This is a genomic window from Enterocloster alcoholdehydrogenati (assembly GCF_013282095.1).
Classification (GTDB): Bacteria; Bacillota; Clostridia; order Lachnospirales; family Lachnospiraceae; genus Enterocloster; species Enterocloster alcoholdehydrogenati.
Map to the genome: position 1 here is coordinate 107,045 of NZ_BLTJ01000004.1, position 17,280 is coordinate 124,324.

At 49.7% G+C, this 17,280-nt stretch carries 11 protein-coding genes; 7 read left to right on the plus strand and 4 right to left on the minus strand.

From position 1 onward, the window contains the following. Nucleotides 1–15 precede the first annotated feature (15 nt). From HW447_RS06130 to HW447_RS06140, 3 genes are all read left to right on the plus strand, one after another. Nucleotides 16–918 (plus strand): dihydroorotate dehydrogenase, encoded by a 903-nt coding sequence (locus HW447_RS06130; protein WP_176254433.1) that lies wholly within the window; start codon nt 16–18, stop codon nt 916–918. 259 nt (nt 919–1,177) lie between these two features. Further along, entirely contained in the window at nt 1,178–3,430 is a 2,253-nt protein-coding gene (locus HW447_RS06135; RefSeq protein ID WP_176254434.1) for a glycoside hydrolase family 3 N-terminal domain-containing protein, read from the plus strand. 217 nt (nt 3,431–3,647) lie between these two features. Beyond that, nucleotides 3,648–5,330: a M3 family oligoendopeptidase gene (locus HW447_RS06140; RefSeq protein WP_176254435.1), complete on the plus strand. Its 1,683-nt coding sequence runs from the start codon at nt 3,648–3,650 to the stop codon at nt 5,328–5,330. Here HW447_RS06140 and HW447_RS06145 read toward each other — a convergent pair. From HW447_RS06145 to HW447_RS06160, 4 genes are read right to left on the minus strand one after another with little or no spacing between them, the layout of a single operon-like run. Beyond that, nucleotides 5,315–6,766, minus strand: coding sequence for a sulfatase family protein (locus HW447_RS06145; RefSeq protein ID WP_176254436.1), 1,452 nt, complete (start codon nt 6,764–6,766; stop codon nt 5,315–5,317). The two genes, HW447_RS06140 and HW447_RS06145, sit on opposite strands and share 16 nt — an antisense overlap. A 59-nt stretch (nt 6,767–6,825) precedes the next feature. Continuing rightward, nucleotides 6,826–7,449 carry a YesL family protein gene (locus tag HW447_RS06150; RefSeq protein ID WP_176254437.1) on the minus strand — a complete coding sequence of 208 codons (624 nt, stop codon included), beginning with the start codon at nt 7,447–7,449 and terminating at the stop codon, nt 6,826–6,828. 21 nt (nt 7,450–7,470) lie between these two features. After that, nucleotides 7,471–8,649 (minus strand): glycoside hydrolase family 88 protein, encoded by a 1,179-nt coding sequence (locus HW447_RS06155; protein ID WP_176254438.1) that lies wholly within the window; start codon nt 8,647–8,649, stop codon nt 7,471–7,473. Between the two features lie 16 nt (nt 8,650–8,665). Beyond that, nucleotides 8,666–10,750 carry a heparinase II/III domain-containing protein gene (locus HW447_RS06160; RefSeq protein ID WP_176254439.1) on the minus strand — a complete coding sequence of 695 codons (2,085 nt, stop codon included), beginning with the start codon at nt 10,748–10,750 and terminating at the stop codon, nt 8,666–8,668. A gap of 466 nt (nt 10,751–11,216) precedes the next feature. Here HW447_RS06160 and HW447_RS06165 point away from each other — a divergent pair, with 466 nt between their 5' ends. From HW447_RS06165 to HW447_RS06180, 4 genes are all read left to right on the plus strand, one after another. Further along, entirely contained in the window at nt 11,217–12,830 is a 1,614-nt protein-coding gene (locus HW447_RS06165; protein ID WP_176254440.1) for an extracellular solute-binding protein, read from the plus strand. Nucleotides 12,831–12,842: 12 nt separating this feature from the next. Then, nucleotides 12,843–13,784 carry an ABC transporter permease gene (locus HW447_RS06170; protein ID WP_176254441.1) on the plus strand — a complete coding sequence of 314 codons (942 nt, stop codon included), beginning with the start codon at nt 12,843–12,845 and terminating at the stop codon, nt 13,782–13,784. A gap of 11 nt (nt 13,785–13,795) precedes the next feature. Continuing rightward, nucleotides 13,796–14,680: a carbohydrate ABC transporter permease gene (locus HW447_RS06175; RefSeq protein WP_176254442.1), complete on the plus strand. Its 885-nt coding sequence runs from the start codon at nt 13,796–13,798 to the stop codon at nt 14,678–14,680. Between the two features lie 147 nt (nt 14,681–14,827). After that, on the plus strand, nt 14,828–17,260 hold the full coding sequence (locus tag HW447_RS06180) for a heparinase II/III domain-containing protein (RefSeq protein ID WP_176254443.1): 2,433 nt from the start codon (nt 14,828–14,830) through the stop codon (nt 17,258–17,260). Nucleotides 17,261–17,280 lie beyond the last annotated feature (20 nt).

A 17,280-nucleotide genomic window follows, 5' to 3' on the forward strand; every position in this document is an offset into this window, starting at 1 on the left:
AGGAGGAACGGATCCGTGAATATGAGTGTAAATATTGCCGGCGTGGAATTTAAAAATCCGGTGATGGAAGCCTCCGGAACCTTTGGCTCCGGTATGGAATACAGCGAGTTTGTAGATTTAAACCGTTTGGGTGCCGTTGTGACAAAGGGCGTTGCAAATGTGCCCTGGCCCGGAAATCCCACCCCCAGAATTGCGGAAACCTACGGCGGCATGATCAATGCCATTGGGCTTCAGAATCCCGGCATCGATGTATTTGCAAAGCGCGACATTCCATTTTTAAAGAAATATGATACCAGGATCATTGTAAATGTCTGTGGCCGCACCACAGAGGACTATATTGAGGTAGTGGAGCGCCTGGGCGAGGAGCCGGTAGATATGCTGGAGATCAACATTTCCTGCCCCAATGTAAAAGAGGGCGGGATTGCCTTCGGTCAGGATCCGAAGGCTGTGGAGGCCATCACAAAGGCGGTCAAGGCCCATGCAAAGCAGCCGGTTATCATGAAGCTCAGTCCCAATGTCACCGATATTACGGTGATGGCAAAGGCGGCAGAAGCAGGGGGAGCCGACGCCATTTCCCTGATCAATACCTTAACGGGTATGAAGATCGATGTGGAGCGCCGCACTTTTGCGCTGGCCAACAAGACCGGCGGACTTTCCGGCCCTGCCATCAAGCCGGTAGCAGTGCGCATGGTATATCAGGCGGCAAATGCAGTCCGTGTTCCCATCATTGGAATGGGCGGTATTGCAAATGCCTCCGACGCCCTGGAGTTTATTCTGGCCGGTGCCACTGCCGTATCCATCGGAACCGCCAATTTCCACAATCCGTACGCAACGGTGGAGACCGTGGATGGAATTCAGGCTTATATGCAAAAGCATGGAGTGAAGGATATAAAGGAACTGATCGGCGCAGTCCGGTAAGGCTGTTTTGCAGCTCTTTTGGGATTGCGGCCGGTTTTAACAGAGGCCCGCGGGAGAGATGCTGCGGGCCTTTTTGGGCCTGTAAATCAACCAGCAGGAATCCTTTGTTTCCTGCTGCGGCAATAACTTAAAATTATACTGATATTTCCGAAAATTGTCCTATGAAATTGTGCAAAATCCGTGTATGATAAGGGCAAACTGAGGCGGATGGGCTGCAAGCCTTTATCTGCAGGTGAATATGAGAGAAAGGAAAAGGATTATGGCAAAGAAAGCATCGGATCATATTCGGTATTATGAGAACCAGGGAGGCCCTGTGATCGGAACGGTTTCAAGAAACGTGATAGAGCGGGACGGACTTTACTTTAAAGATCTGGACGGAAGCGGGGAGTTTAAGGATTTTGACGACTGGCGTATTCCGGCAAGGGAGCGGGCTGAGGCGTATGTAAAGACTCTGACTACCAAGGAAAAGATCGCCCAGCTTTTCATCTCTGACTGGCGTATGGGAAAATACACGGATCGTTTTCCCGACCACAAGCCCCAGCTGGATGAATCCGGGGTGCTGGATGACGGGGAATTTCATGGAAAGACCATTTTCGGAGAACAGCATCTGCCGGGCACTACCGAGTTGATCAAGGAGTGGTTTGCCCGTCACCTGATCCTGCGCGACAGCCCTACGCCGGAAGATATGACAGACTGGATCAACCAGCTTCATGCGGTTGCGGAGGAATGTGAACATTTTATACCGGTTCAGGTTGTTTCCAATTCCCGGAATGAAAATGGCGAGATGATCTTTGGAATGAATGACGCAGGCGGCGTCTTTGCCGCATGGCCGGGAACACTGGGAATCGCGGCAGCCGTCCGGGGCGACGGGCCGGAGCTGTTAGATGATTTTGCAGACTGCATCCGCCGGGAATGGGACAGCGTAGGTATGAAAAAGGGATATATGTATATGGCGGATGTACTGACAGATCCCAGATGGCAGCGCAGCTACGGCACCTTTGGGGAGGATCCGGAGCTGGTATGCCGCATCTTTGAGCGGATTATCCCGCGGATCCAGGGCAGCCGTGACGGAGTTTCCCCTGACGGCGTGGCTATGACCGTAAAGCATTTTCCGGGAGGGGGAGCCCGTGAAAATGGCTTTGATCCCCATTACCGTATGGGCCAGTGGAACGTCTACCAGACAGAGGGTTCTCTGGAAAAATACCATATTCCGGGGTTCCAGACAGCAGTGGATTGCCATGCAGCCTCGATCATGCCCTACTACGCAAAGCCGGCAGCTGAAAAAAGCCGGACACAGACGGATAAAAAGGGGCAGGAAATGGAGATGGAGCCTTATGGTTTTGCCTACAATAAGCCCTTTATCGACGGGCTTTTGAGAAAGCAGATGGGCTTTGAGGGATATATTAACTCCGATACCGGCATTGTTCACAACATGAGCTGGGGCGTGGAGCTGTTAGACGAGCCGGAGCGGATCGGTTTTGCAGTAACCCATGCGGGCGTGGATCTGATCAGCGGCCTGTTTGACCAGAAACAGGGGCAGGAAGCATATGACCGGTGGAAGAAGGACTATTACAGGGATCACCCGGCTCCTGAGGGCTTTTCCGGGGAGGAGCTGGTGCTGACCGATGAGAGCGTTGACCGGGCGGCAGTGCGTACCCTTACTGAGCTGTTTGCCCTGGGAATGTTTGAAAATCCTTACCGTGATCCCCAAAATGCGGCGCAGGTGATTGGAGAGCGGTCTGACTGGGATCATGCCATGGATGCTCACAGAAAGAGCGTGGTTTTGCTGAAAAATGACGGTATTTTGCCGCTGACCGGAGAGAAACTGGCGGGAAAGAAGATATATGCCCGGTGCTTTAACAAGAAAGAGGAGGCGGCAGAGGCGGCTACCAGCGCGCTCAGAGAGCAGCTTGCTGAGGAGGCAGAGCTTACGGAGGATTACCGTGAGGCGGATCTTGCCATCCTGCTTTTAAATCCGTCCTCTGGCGAATATTTTAATGCAACGCCCGGATACCTGGAGCTGGATCTGTGCGAGGACAAAAAAGTGTGCAATGTGGATGATGAGGGCCGTCCCACGAAAGAGACCCATAGGGAGACTACCCTAAAGGATGCAGGCGAGATCCAGGCGATCGCTCAGGCGGTTCACAGCCGGGGTGGAAAGGTAATCGCCAATCTGAATATTACTCTGGCCTGGGAAGTGGGAAATGCAGAGCCTTTCTGCGACGCTTTTCTGGCAGGTTTTGATACCTATGTAACTGCTACGCTGGATGTAATCTTCGGCCGTTTCTCACCAGTAGGAAAGCTGCCGGTAACTCTTCCAAGGGGAGATGAGGTTTTAACAGTAGACGAAAACGGAGTCTGCATCAGCCCCAATGATGTTCCGGGATATGACAAGGATCTGTATATGCCGGATGAACTGAAGGATGAGAACGGAAAAGCTTACGCTTACAGGGATGGAGCGGGAAATTATTATGAGTTGGATTTTGGGCTGCGGTACTATCCGGGGCTTTAAGGCTTAACCCCTTTCCCGTATCGGATGCCTCTTTTGCAGACCGTCTGCTCTTATATGGGCAGGCGGTTTTTTGTGCGAAAACGCAGCGGCCGGCTCAGGGAATTTCGTTCTTTTATGAGCGTATGCGGTGCTTCTGTCTTCTTGCAGTTTCTCTTCGGGGATGGTAAAATAAAAATCAGCCATACTAACACCACAATGGAGACAGGAGGAAATCAACATGAAATTTGGAGAAATGCCTTACCAGCGGATCGATTTTGATGCTGCGAAAAAAGAACTGGCTTCAATTATGGAAGCATTTCAGGCGGCAGGCACGGCAGAGGAGCAGCTGAATGTTCACCGCCGCTATTATAAGCTTATGGGCCATATTAAGACGCAGGCCACTCTGGCGGAGATCCGTCACAGCATTGACACCTCAGATCCCTTTTATGAGAAGGAAAAAAATTATTATGATCAGGAAATGCCGGCGTTTTTAAACCAGGAGGTGCAGTATAAAAAGCTGCTATACCATTCTCCATACCGCAGAGAGCTGGAGGCGGTGATTGGCGGCCCGGCTTTAAAAAACATCGAGCTTGCTGCAAAAGCCGTAAGCGAGGAAGTGGTTCCGCTGATGCAGCAGGAAAATACCCTTGTAACAGAATATCAAAAACTCCTGGCCAGTGCAAAAATCGACTGGGAGGGGCAGACGCTCAACCTTTCCATGATGACGCCCTATCTGAACCATGAGAACCGGGATATCCGCAGGAAAGCGGCGTCCAAGGTAAATACGTTCTATCAGGGGATTGAGGAGCAGTTAGATACACTCTATGATAAGCTGGTGAAGAACCGGACGGAGCAGGCAAGAAAGCTGGGATTTGAGACATATACTGAGCTGGGCTACTGTCGTATGAACCGCAACAGCTATGGCAGAGAGGACATAGAGAACTTCAGAAAGCAGATCAAAAAGGACTGGGTGCCCTTTGCAGAGAAAATGTGGGAAAACCGAAGGAAACGTCTGGGGCTTGCCAAGCTGTACCATATGGATGAAGGCTTAAGTTTCCCGGAAGGCAGTCCAAAGCCATCAGGTACGCCGGAGGAGATTTTAAAAAGCGGGCAGGAGATGTATGAGGAATTGTCCCCGGAGACAAAAGAATTTTTTGATTTTATGATGGAGAGGGATCTGTTCGATGTGTTTTCACGTCCCCATAAGCAGGTGGGAGGCTATATGACGTACCTGCCCGACTACCAGGCTCCCTTTATCTTCGCCAATTTCAACGGCACCGCAGGAGATGTGGATGTAGTCACCCACGAGTGCGGCCACGCCTTTCAGGGATATATTTCCGGCAAAGATCCCATTATGGAACATTCTGACATTACCATGGAGACGGCGGAGACCCATTCCATGTCCATGGAGTTTTTCACCAATCCATGGATGGAGCATTTCTTCGGCGACAGGGCGGCGGATTTCCTGAAATCCCAGCTGGAGGATGCGGTGGTATTTATCCCTTACGGCAGTATGGTGGATGAATTTCAGCATATTGTATACGATCACCCGGAAATGACGCCGGCCCAGCGGAAAGAAGAATGGAAAAAACTGGAACATCAGTATAAGCCTCATTTGACCTATGAGGAGGAATCACCCTTTTATGCAGAGGGAGGTTTCTGGCAGCGTCAGCACCATATTTACAGTTATCCCTTTTACTACATTGACTATGTGATCGCCCAGACGGATGCCTTCCAGTATAAGATCTGGATGCAGAAGGATTATAAGGCAGCCTGGGAAAGCTACCTTTCCTTCTGTCAGGCCAGCGCCTCTGACTTTTTCACCCGTATGTTAAAGGACGCGGGCCTGGATTCTCCTTTTGAACCTGGAACTATCCGACAGATCGCTGCGGGTCTGGAGGAGATTTACGACAGAATGTGAAGAAAGGCTTCATACGCCCCCGGATCGCATATAAAAGGATCGGAGGTAGCGGCCATGTGCTCTAAAAGCAGTTCAAAGAGCCTGCGCCCTTCATGAATATAGCCGTTTTCAAACAGAAGATTCCGTGTTTCCTGGGGATCTTCTGTTTTATTGTAAAGTTCAAAGAAGATCTCATTTTGGAAGGAATCTACGATCAGCTTCAGATGGCCGTCTACCACGCAGCGCTGACATCCGCTGAGACAGCTGTTTCCGTCATACTGGATGAAAACCGGGCGCGGTGTAAGAGATCCGTTTTCTTCAAACAGAGGGAGAAGGGAGCGGCCCTCCGTTTTTAAGTCTGGTTCCAGCCCAAGATACCCGCAGAGAGTGGGAAGCAGGTCAATGTGGCTTACATTGTCCGTGATAGAGGCCTGCTTTTTAAGCGGGTGATCCGGCAGACGCATAAGGAGAGGAACCTTTGCAGACTCCTGATACATACACATCTTCTGGAAAAGGCGGTGGGAACCCAGCATCTCTCCGTGATCGGAGGTAAACAAAATCAGGCAGTCATTGTAAATATTCTGCTGCTTCAGCTCGTCTATGAGCTGTCCTACACAGTGATCCAAAAGGGAAACAAGCCCCAGATAGGTTCTCCAGCTTTCCGCCCACTCTGCTTTTTTGTAATGGGTTCCCAGAGCGCCGGTGACATTATAGAGCTGAAGGGGAGACTGATGGGGATACCAGTTTCCTACATTTTCAGGGAGCGAAACCTCCTCAGGCCTGTATCTGGAAAACCAGGGATCCGGGATCTGCAGGGGAGGATGGGGGGCCAGGAACATGGAGCTTAAAAATACGGGTTTGGAAGTGTCGCGCTCTTGTAAGCCTTTTACGGCAGCCCTGGCAAAATAACTGTCAAAGTAAAAATCCTCTCCAGGCTCATAAAGCCCCGTATTGGCGTTGGAGCAGGTGGTGAATATGGTTTTCTTCCGGCTTAGGATCTCCGGCACGGGGGAGCGGAAATCCGGCCCTCCGGGCATGGGCTTTTTGTGGTCCTTTAAATACGCTTTATAGGTTTTTTCTGTGGTCATCCACCGGGTCTTTGAATTGGGACGCTGCTCCAGAGGCGTTCCCTCGGTAAAAAGGTGCTGTTTTCCGCTGTGAATACAGTCCCAGCCATGTTCCTCCATAATTTCATAGAGGTTTTTAATATCTTTTTTTACATATCCGGCCCAGGCATCGGCGGCCTCCCAGGGGTTGATCAGGCTGCCTGTAGTGTTGGGACACATTCCGGTGAACATAGAACCGCGGGCCGGTACACATAGGGGGCTGGCGCAATAGGCATTGTCAAAGCAGAAGCTTTCGCGGGACAGAGCGTCGATATGGGGGGTAAATCCTTTTCCAAGGACATCATACCGGAGCTGGTCTGCGCAGATAAAGATGATATGCGGCTGTTTCATGGGTATTCCTTTCGTTATTTTATATACGCCTTAGGCAGGCTGCAGCTATGTTTGTCTGCTTATGCCTCTTCTGGCTGCGTCAGGTACTGGTCAAAGATCCGTCTGAGAAAGCGGGAGTGCAGATAGGCAGCCATTCCGGGGGCTACAAACAGCAGGGGAGGGAAAAAGGTCATTCCAATGGCCAAAAGGGCGAAGGAGATAGTCAGCATAGCGATGCTGGATGGAAGATGGCAGAGAGCCATGACCAGAGCATTGTATACAGTATGCCTGATGCTGTTGTTAAAGTAGGCCAGCAGAGGGTAAACGTAGAGATTGGCAAAGATAAAGGTCACGAATACTCCCATAAAAAGGATGAAAAGAGCCATAGATACCATGTTTTTATAATCTCCCCGATAATAGACCACAAAATCGGCGAACAAAAAGAGCCCTGCTGCCAGAGACAGGAGCCACACGATGGTGGACTGTCTGAAATTTTCACGGAAGGCCCGAAAGAAGGAGGAGGTAAGATACCCCTCCTCACCCCGGACGTATTTAAGGGTCACGGAGTAAAGGGCTGTAGTGGAAGCGCCCATAGTGACAACAGGAATGGAACAGATGGTCCACAAAATACTGAGCCACAGAAAGCGCACCAGCTTATCCGTCATTTCCCAAAGAGGGCTGTTAATGGAAAACAGGCTGCTCATATCTTACCTTCTCCTTTCATTTTACCAGTAGGGATTCCATTTTCTGGAAAGACGGGTCAGAGCTTCTACATAGTAATAATCGCCCCACAGGTTGCACTCGTCGATGCCGTGGTCAATACAGTCGTTGTAGGGAGTCTTTCTTCCGTAAACGCCGTGAAGCAGCTGTCCGTTGGATTCCTCAGGGGATTTTGCGGAACAAAGCTGGATAAGAGGTTTGATGAGGCGTCTGGCAGTGCTGATGCAGATCTCGCGGTCTTTGCCGGATACGCAGTCTGCCATTTCAAGCAGCCCGCAGATGGTTACAGCCAGAGCGGAGGAGTCGCGGGGCTCGTCGCTGCCGTCTGTGAAGGTGAAATCCCAGTAGGGAATACAGTTTTGGGGCAGGTGATCCAGGAAATAAGCAGTCACGTGCTCAAAGAGCTCTTTATATGTATCCTTGCGGTTGTAACGGTATCCCAGGGCAATTCCGTATACGCCCCAGGACTGGCCTCTGGACCAGGCAGACTGGGCGGAGTAGCCCTGATGGGTCACGCCTTTGACAGGATTCCCTGTTTCCGGGTCAAAATAGTAGGTGTGGTAGGTAGAGTAGTCAGGACGTACCACCACCTTAAGGGCGGTTTCAAAATGTCTTCGTGCCAGATCCGCATAGCGTGGATTTCCCGTTTCTTCCGTTGCCCAGTAGAGCAGAGGAAGGTTTAACAGGCAGTCGATGATCAGGCGGTAGTTGTTCTTATCCTCCAAAGAGCCCCAGGCCTGCAAAAACTGGCCTTTTTCGTGGAACCGGCTGGCCAGCTTGTCGGCAGCCATTAAAGCGGCCTTCTTTGCGGTCTCATTTCCGGTCAGCTTGTAGGCAGCCACACAGGAAGGAGAGTAGAGGAAACCCAGATCATGGGTGTCGGTCTCGATTCCCTGCTCGATCCGGTCTAAAAAGCTTTTAACCTGTATCATGGCAGCATCGCAAAACAGCTCGTCCTTTGTATTTTCATAGGCAAGCCACAGCTCTCCGGTCCAGAAACCGTTGGTCCACTGATCATTTGGAGCAGCAGAATAGAAGTTATTGTTTGAGAAAATGTGTTTAAACTGGCCGGCAAATTCCGGGAGACAGCTTCTTGTCTGGCGGATGGCGGTTTCAAGAGCTGCAGACAACTCCTCCTTCGTGATTTCAGGCATATGTTCAAAACGTGTTTCGTTGATATTCATAGGTTCCTCCTTATAATCAGTCCAGCTTGCCCATGCTGTTTAAGGCAGCGGCACGGTCCGGCTGGTTCAATATCTCATTGACTGTTTTTGCAAGCTCTTCTGTTTCAGGGAGCTCTTTAAGGTCTGTTACATCCAGCATCAGCAGAGACAGGGAAACGGTAGCGATATCCTCTGCCCCTTCTTTTCCTGTGGCAAAGGCAGCGTCGATCACCGGAAGCAGCTCTGCAGGATCCTTTATAATAGAAGGAACCAGCATCTCTTCCTTCCAGATGGTGATATCTGCCTTTTCCGGCCAGAAAAGAAGGATTTTTACCCCCTCTTTTTCAAGAAGAAGGCGGGAATCGTCGATTTGGGTGCAGGATACGTCCTGCATCAGATGCCAGCGCTGGATGTGGGTATCCGGGAGACGGTTTCCGTGTTCCATGGCATCATGGATCAGCAGGCCTTTCTTGCGGTGGAAGTAGCAGGTTCTGGTGTGGCGGCAGGTGGTATAGGCATCATGGTATGCCTGAATCACACAGCCATCCTTGGTTGATGTAAGCTCCGATACCGGTGAATCCGGCCGGTATACGCCCCATTTGTTGGCGTACATCTCATCAGGCTGCACCGGTTTTCCGTAGGCCAGCACGGTGTTGTGGGAGCCCATGTTGTACATATAGCCTCTCTGGGGACTTGCCATGGTTACATTGTGGTAGAGAGTTCTGGCAAATGGTTCGCCGATGAATTCCTGACCCCGGAAGGAGATAAAGAGAGAGAGCATATCCATGTGGTTGTGTCCGGAATCCCTGCAGTCTGTTTTGGCAGACATGAGCATGAAATTGGCATTTTTTCCAAAGCTGCTTCGACAGCTGGCAAAGCCGCAGCGATCATCGGCATAATCCAGAGGAACAGTGCAGTCAGCCTCACAAAGCTGGCCCTCACGGACGGCCAGTACCTGGCTGCAGGAGGCGCTTCCCATGGTTTTGGCTCCGATAGTCAGGATCGGGTCTACCATAGGGCCGCCGTTATCTCCAAGAGAAGAGTAGCGCAAATGCGGTGAGCTGATCCGGGCCAGTGCCTCAAAGGTGAGAGCAAGGCGTTTGGCCGATTCCTCATCTAAAAGAGGCCGACCGTTTAAATTAGCCAGATGAACGCCGCGGTAGATCATCTCACAGAGGGCTGCGCCTCCCCAGTAAGGGATGGAGTGCTCGCTGTAGCCGCCAGCCTCATTAAAGTCATCTTTGATATGCTGGCAGATAATGGAAGCGCCCCGCTTTGTCATAGCGGCAAAATCCGGGATTTCCGGCATCAGTGTTCCAAGGATAAATGGGACAAGGCCGCGCTCCCACATATGGTGATTGTATTTCCTGTATGTGTCATGTTCAAAGCGGGCAAACTGGATTCCCATAAACCAGATCCGCTTGATGAACTCAAAGGCAGACTCCGCAGGGATTTCATAAGGGAGACGGGTGTAGAAGAGACTGAGGTACTGGAGGGTCAGCCAGCCGGTGCTCATAACGTCCCGTTCATCGGTAAAGCTGAAACGGCTGGCGTCAGCGCCAGTGTATTCCAGTACGAGAGGATAATTCTCAAAGAATTTATGAGAAAAATCCTCAAAACGCTTCAACACTGCCTTATTCCCGGTTTCATGGTAAAGAACTGCCAGATATTCAAAGACAGGGCCTCTTACAAAGATGTCCATAATAGCTCTGGGCCGCTTTCCCAGATCCTCCAGAAAGTTAAAATGAGGAAAATTCTCATCATCTCCTCCGAGGAAAATAGGTTCACTGGTTTTTCCTGGCCGTACATAATAGTGATCCATGATCTGATTGCCGGCGTAAAGGCAGAATTCCTTCAGACTGCCGTTTAAGCCCATGGAACACTGAAAGTCATGGGGGCAGGAATCGGTATCGATCTTCTCCAGGGGAAGCTTCCGATAATCAAACAGATATTTGGGAGCGGTCCGCGTCTCAAAGTGACGGATCAGGGCTTCCTTTGCTTTGGGCAGGTCATTTTTTTCAAGAGCCTCCCGAACCGGCGCAAGCTGAGGTAGGTTTAAATCCAGAGCCGCGAATACATCCTGATCCGTAATATTTCGCTCATCGGTTGGAATGAATTTCATACAGGTTCTCCTTTTGCTGCATATATGTATTTCAGAACAGCCAGACAAAGGTCTGGTTTAAAGGAAGTATATATTAGAAGAAATACTTCTTCAATGATGCTTTTCTGCGGAATGACATTTATCTGCAAAAGAGGAAAAGCGGGCTTTTAATAGCATCATGAAAATAGAAAAAAAAGTTATACTATGATAAAAAATGCACTGTAAAAAAATGTAAAAATATTAAAAAAACCAGTAAAATCAATAGGTTATCGACAGTACAAAAAATTGTTATTTTACATTTTATTAGATATTGTGCGTTTTGTCCCCCTGTGATACGCTGAGTTCACAAAAACAGCAAGCCGGCCATGAAAGCCCTGGTCATAACAAGTGACAGGCAGTGCAAATCCGGCAGCTGGCGGATCCTCTTCATACTAAAATGCAGGATTCGGACAGAAAAGAAAGTGAATAGAAAAAGAGGAGAAAAACAGTGAAAAAAAGAAATCTGAACATGAAACAGACCAAGCGTTTTACCTGCTGCCTTCTGAGCGCCGCTATGGCGGGCACCATGCTGGCAGGCTGCGGCTCATCTGATAAGGCAGCGGACACTTCCGCAGCGGCGGACGACGGCCCGGTGCAGATGGAGTTTCTGACCAGCCAGACAACAGCAGAGGTAGATGACAACGCAGAGGTAGTAAAAATGATCGAGGAGCGTTTCAATATTGACCTGAAGGGCTTCTATGTAGATCCAAACAACTTCCAGGAAAACTTAAACGTAAAATTTGCGGGCGGCGAGATGCCTGACGTGATGGTAGTAGGAAGCCCGGCAGAACTTGCTACCTATATAGAGGGAGGTATCATCGGTGAGATCCCGATTGAAACCATCCGTGAAAAGGCTCCTAACTTCGCTAAGGTAGCGGATGAGTACGATGACGGTTCCTTATGGAGCACCATGATCTATAAAGGAAAGAACTACGGTATTGCACAGCCTATGAATCAGGCGCCTATGGCTATGTTCTGGAGAAAAGACTGGTTAGACAAGCTGGGGCTGGAGGTTCCTGAGACCCTTGAGGAGTATGAAAAAGTGCTTACCGCCTTTGTGGAGCAGGATCCCGACGGAAACGGCAAGGCGGATACAGCAGGTGCTGCAGAGCGTATCTTCGGAGCCGTATTCGGTGCTTTCGGTCTGCGCTGTGTAACCGGCGTAGGTGCAGGCTCCGGCTTTACCGTAGAAGAGATGCAGTTAGGCGAGGACAATGTTCCCTTCTTCCCATATATCCGTCCTGAGGCAAAGGAAGCCCTTACCGTACTTCATAACTGGTATGAGAAGGGAATCATTGATAAGGAATTCATCACCGGTGAGAACCACGGCGGCTACGCAGGTCTTTCCCATTCCTTTATGAACGGACAGATCGGCCTGACCTCCGGCCAGCCATATACATACTTCGTATACAGCTCTGACATGAACGCAGAGGATAACCTGGGTATCTGCATGAAAGAGATGGTAGCAGTTAATCCTGACGCAGTCGTTGTTCCTGGTCCTGCTCCTGTAGGTCCTGAAGGAAAATCCGGCACAGAGGCCTGGGGAAAGATCGGACGCTTTACCTGTCTGACCACCAAGGCAACCCAGGATCCAAGAAAGGTTGACGCATTCCTTGCAATGTTAGACGCTTACTATTCTGATATGGAATACGCCAAGTTAAGCAACTTTGGTCTGGAGGGCGTTCACTTTAAGCAGACTGAGCATGGCCCCATCCGCATCATGGACGGCATTGAGTTAAGAAAGCAGGGCGTTCTGCAGGCAGATTTCGGCGCAACGGTTCTGTATGCAAAGAACCTGACACCTGAGAAAACAGAGTACGCAGAGAGCATTACCGGAAACGGCTACTATCGCTTTAACGCTCCGCCGGTAGAGGAATTCTCCAACGTAATCTCTACCCTGGATTCTCTTACCGAGCAGGCATACTTTGCAATGATCACCGGCGAGAAACCATTAGACTACTTTGATACATATGTAGAAGAGTTTAAGAAGGCAGGCGGTGAGGCGGCTGAGAAGGCTGTTCAGGAGGCATATGCAGAAAAGCTGGCAGCAGTTCAGCAGTAAGGGGGAACACAAATGGCATCAGCCAAGAAGGTAAACACAGTTAAAAAGAAGCAGGGACTCTTCACCAACCTGTACAGATACAGAGAATACTATATCATGCTGATCCCTGGCATCCTGTTTTTCCTGGTATTCTGCTATGGACCCATGTATGGCCTGGTGATTGCATTTCAGGATTACTACCCATTAAAGGGAATCTCAGGAAGCGGATTTGTAGGTTTGAAGCATTTCAAAGCGCTTTTCAGCAACCCGTTCTTCTTATCCGTATTGAAAAATACGCTGATCATCAGCATATATAAGCTGATCGTGTGCTTTCCGGCACCTATCTTCTTATGTATTGCTTTAAATGAGATCAAGAACGCCAAGTTTAAAAAGTTTGCTCAGTCCGTATCCTATCTGCCTCACTTTATTTCATGGGTTGTAGTATCCGGTATCATCATTGAGTTTTTATCTCCATCCAGAGGTCCTGTAAACATCATTTTACAGAATCTCGGCTTTGATCCCGTTTTCTTTGTGGCAGAGCCAAAATACTTCAGAGGGGTGCTGGTAGCCTCCGACTTGTGGAAATCCATCGGATGGGGCTCCATCGTATACCTGGCGGCTGTCACCGGAATCGACCCGTCTCTTTATGAGGCGGCGGAGATGGACGGCGCAGGAAGGATCAAAAGGATCATCCACATTACCCTTCCGGCGCTGGCGCCTATCGTGACCGTTATGCTGATCATGCAGTCAGGCAAGATCTTAAATGACAGCTTTGAACAGGTGTACAACTTCCTGACTCCGACCACCTACGAGGTAGGAGATGTTATTTCCACTTTCGTATACCGGATGGGTATCCAGAAGATGCAGTACAGCTTTACAACGGCAGTGGATCTGTTTAAAAATATTATTTCATTCGGTCTGGTTATGCTGACCAATTATGTGGCCCGCAAGACAAATGACTATGCGTTATGGTAAGAGGTGAAAACATGGAAACAGTTAGAAGAAAAAGAAAAAGAAGCGGTGAGGACTGGTTCGTTGATATCGTGGCCTATGGATTTGCAGGTCTTTTGTCCCTGTCCATCCTCCTTCCCTTCATGCAGGTAGTTACCATTTCCATGAGTCCGGCTTCCGTGGTAAACCAGACCGGCTTTCATATGATTCCTACCAAGTTTGATTTTTCCGGCTATGAGCAGATTGCTACGGATCCCAACTTCTGGCACAGCTATTTAAATACCATTATCCGTACCGTACTGGGCACCGCTTCCGGCGTGCTGGTTACGATGCTGACGGCATATCCCCTGGCAAAGACCAACCTGCCATACAGAAGAGGGCTGATGATGTTTGTGGTATTCACCATGTATTTTTCCGGCGGCATGATCCCCAAGTACCTGCTGGTAAAGAGCCTGGGGCTGACAAATAACTTCCTGGTATATATTCTGCCCTGTCTGATCACCGGCTTTGCCCTGATCATCACGAGAAATTTCTTTATGAGCATCCCTCCGGCTCTGGAGGAGTCGGCCAAGATTGACGGAGCTACCAACCTGGATGTGCTGTTTAAGGTATATCTTCCATTATCCACTCCCGTAGTAGCCACCATTTCTCTGTGGTACTGCGTACAGCACTGGAACTCCTGGATGGACAATATGCTCTATGTGACAGAAAAGAGCAAATATGTGCTGCAGTATGTGCTGCAGACTATCTTAACAAACGGACAGACGGCGGACATGGAAGCTATGACCGATATTGTGATCCATACGGAAACCATGAAAATGGCGGCTCTTGTCCTGTCGCTGATCCCCATTGTATGTACATATCCGTTCTTACAAAAATACTTTGTAAAGGGTATGATTGTAGGTTCTGTGAAGGGATAAGCAACAATCTCACGGCAGCCGCCGAATATGCAGGCATACCGGCCCGGCCTGTCTCTTGTGGGAATGACGAAAAGATAAAGCTTATAGCCTGCCTCTTACGAGCAGGCTATAACACAATATATAAGTAAATGAAATGGAGCGGTTACTATGAAAAAGCAGAAAATGATGACTACGGGTTTTCTTACAGCAGCCCTGATGCTTTCCTTTGCAGGAACCTGCTTTGCGGACACTGCACCTGCGGCAGAAACCCAGGCAGCCGGTCAGGAAGAAGCAGGGGCGCAGGCAGTGACGGAGAGAAAGACGCTACCTGCCAGTTTTGGGATGCCTTACAGTTTTCCTACAAAGGGACAGCACCCAAGAGTAATGTTTACGGAAAAGGATATACCGGCGATCCGGGCCAATATGGCAAATGAGGAAGGGGCCTACGCCATGGAGGAGCTTAAAAAGCTCCTTGCCCAGGATGTAGACGGTATGCTTCCCGACGACTACGTTTACAGCGGAAAATCCAACTTTGATTACAATACCTTTGCAGTTATTCAGGCCTACGCATTTGATTATGTGATCAATGGAAATGTGGAAAACGGAAAAAGAGCCATTGAGGCCACCAGAAATGTTGTAACCCGGTTTAAATATAAGCCAAAGGCAAGCGATATCGTGCGTGAGAAGGGCGCGACCATCTACCTGTCAGCCATGGTTTACGACTGGTGCTATCCTCTCATGAGCCAGGAGGATAAGAGCCTTTTTGTGGCAAAAGCGGAGGAGCTGGCGGCGACCATCACAGGCATGGGAGGCTGGCCCATTACAGAGGTATACTCTGTAAACGGCCATAATGAAGAGACCCACATCAAGAGGGATCTGTTAGCCCTGTCCATCGCCTGCTATGACGAATATCCTGATATCTATAACCATGTAGGCGGATATGTGATGAATGGTCTGGCGCCCACAAAGAACTGGTGGTACCGTTCAGGCACTTATCATCAGGGTCTGGGCTACAATCCTCTTCGTTTTGACTGCGACCTCAGCAGCTATTTCCTGTTCTACCGGATGAATGGAACCAAGATTTTCAGCGACGATATGGCAAAGGTGCCATATATGGAGGTCTATAACCAGAGACCGGACGGCCGTTCTTTTCCTGAGGGCGATACAAACGGCGATTCGCTGGTTGATAAGATCCCTACCTGGACCAGAGGTGATATGCCGCATCTGCTGTATGTCTCCTCGCTTTGGGATGACGGCTATCTGAAGGGTGAGTTCCAGCGCTGCAGCAAGAACTTCAAATGGTTATCCTATAAGAGTTTCCATCCTCTGATCACACCAGTGCATTTCCTGATCGTAAATGACCCTTATGTGGAGCCGAAGTCCAGGACAGAGCTGCCGTTGACCCGCTTATACGGTTCTCCCGTGGGAATGATGCTGGCAAGAACGGGCTTTAACGAGGGTGTGGAGCAGCCGGATATGCTGGTATGGGCCAAGATCGGCGAAACCTACGCTGGAAACCATGCCCATCTGGATTCGGGAAGCTTTCAGATCTATTATAAGGGGCAGCTGGCCTGGGATAATGGCCGTTATGATGCATTTGGAAGTCAGCATGACGCCAATTATGCAAAGGAAACCATTGCCCACAATTCTCTGCTGATCTACGACCCCAACGAGGAGATGATCAGTGAAACTACTATTCCTGAACCTAAGAACTCCGGCGGCCAGAGAAGGCCTGGAAAAGCGGCTCTTTCTTTAGAGGATCTTTCTGGTGAGGACAACCATAAGGCTGACCTTCTTGCCATGGAGTACGGAGAGGATCCCATGAAGCCGGAATATTCCTACATCAGCGGCGATCTGGCTCCCGGATACTCCGACAAGGTATCTGAGGTAAGACGTTCCATGCTCTTTATGCCTACAGGCATTGAGAACAAGCCTGGCATCTTTGTGGTAATGGATAAGGTAACTGCAAAGGATCCTGCTTTTAAGAAGAGTTTCCTTCTTCACTCCCTTCAGGCTCCTGAGGTGAAGGACAACGTGACAGTTATCAAGAGAGACCAGATTGGCTATAACGGAAAGCTTATCAACCAGACGCTGTATCCAAAGAACCCGGAGATTACCACCATCGGCGGTCCTGAGCGTCAGAACTGGGTCGTTGACAGAAACTATGCACCCCAGGGCGGAAAATATTACACAGGCTATGATCCTGCTAAAAGCTCTGAGCATGGCTGGGGCCGTGTGGAGATCAGCCCGTCCACACCTGCCAAGACCGATTATTTCCTGAATGTAATGTACGCTACGGACGCGGATAATTTAGAGCCTGTAGACGAGGCAGAGCTGATTGAGACAGATGTGCTTTTAGGCGCAAGAATCCTTGACAAGGCAACGCTCTTTGTAAAGGATAAGGAGCGCTATTCCGGTGAAATGACCGTTACGATTCCGGGAGAAGGACAGATCGCCGCGACTCTTGCAGGCATCACAGCAGGAGAGTGGACTATTACCGATGATAATGGAAATGTTCAGACAAAGACTGCAAAAGAAGAAGGCGGAATCATTTACTTCACAGGTCAGGCTGGAACCTATCATATCCAGATGAAGAAGTAAAATAAGTTGAGAATGGAGAA